Here is a 742-nt window from a genome sequence, read left to right as displayed (position 1 = left end):
ATCGCGGCCTCGGTCAGGTCCGGGCGGCCCGTCGACTCGCGCGGCGTGCGGGAGGTCACCTTGGTGCCGGTCGCGGCATCCGAGAAGGACACGGCGAGGGCCTCGACGGCGCCGGCGGCCGGGGCGGCCTCCACCGGGGCGGAGTTGGGCTTGACGGTGATCACCGGCGTGCCCTGGGAGACCGTGGACTTGGTGGTGTAGGAGGCGGCGAACGCCGACTGGGTGGCCACCGGGCCGTTGTCGCCGGCCTCCAGGTCGGTGGCGTCGGTGATGATGCCCGCGCCGATCCGCAGCGCCAGACGGGCGGCGATCTCCTTGCCCTCCGCGGAGGAGGGCACCAGCACGGCGGCCGGGGAGACGGCCTCGTAGGCGGCCTGCAGCGCGTCCACCTTCGGCACGACCAGGTAGTCGGCGTACTCGGCGGCCTCGTGGGTGAGCACCTTGACCGCGCCGTGCTCGGCCAGCGCGGCGGCGGTGTCACCGGCGCCGTTGCCCAGCGCGACGGCGACCGGGTCGCCGATCCGGCGGGCCAGCGTCAAAAGCTCCAGGGTGGGCTTGCGGACGGCACCGTCCACGTGGTCGACAAAGACCAGAACTTCAGCCATGGGACTTCAATCTCCTGCAATCACAAAGAACTTGGGCGACGGATGGGGGGCGGGAAGCCTTAGATGAACTTCTGGCCCGCGAGGAACTCGGCGAGCTGCTTGCCGCCCTCGCCCTCGTCCTTGACGATCGTGCCCGC

General features: G+C 71.7%; 1 protein-coding gene. It reads right to left on the bottom strand.

The genetic code is table 11. The features are described 5' to 3' along the window. Positions 1-605, bottom strand: a 605-nt coding sequence (locus tag OKJ99_RS09465; RefSeq protein ID WP_407700665.1) for an electron transfer flavoprotein subunit alpha/FixB family protein, incomplete at its 3' end; no start/stop codon positions are given. Positions 606-742 lie beyond the last annotated feature (137 nt).

The sequence above is a fragment of the Streptomyces endophyticus genome (genome assembly GCF_035798155.1).
In the GTDB taxonomy this organism is placed as follows: Bacteria; Actinomycetota; Actinomycetes; order Streptomycetales; family Streptomycetaceae; genus Streptomyces; species Streptomyces endophyticus.
The sequence above is the reverse complement of the archived record's forward strand: the minus strand, read 5'-3'. Positions and strand labels throughout refer to the sequence as shown.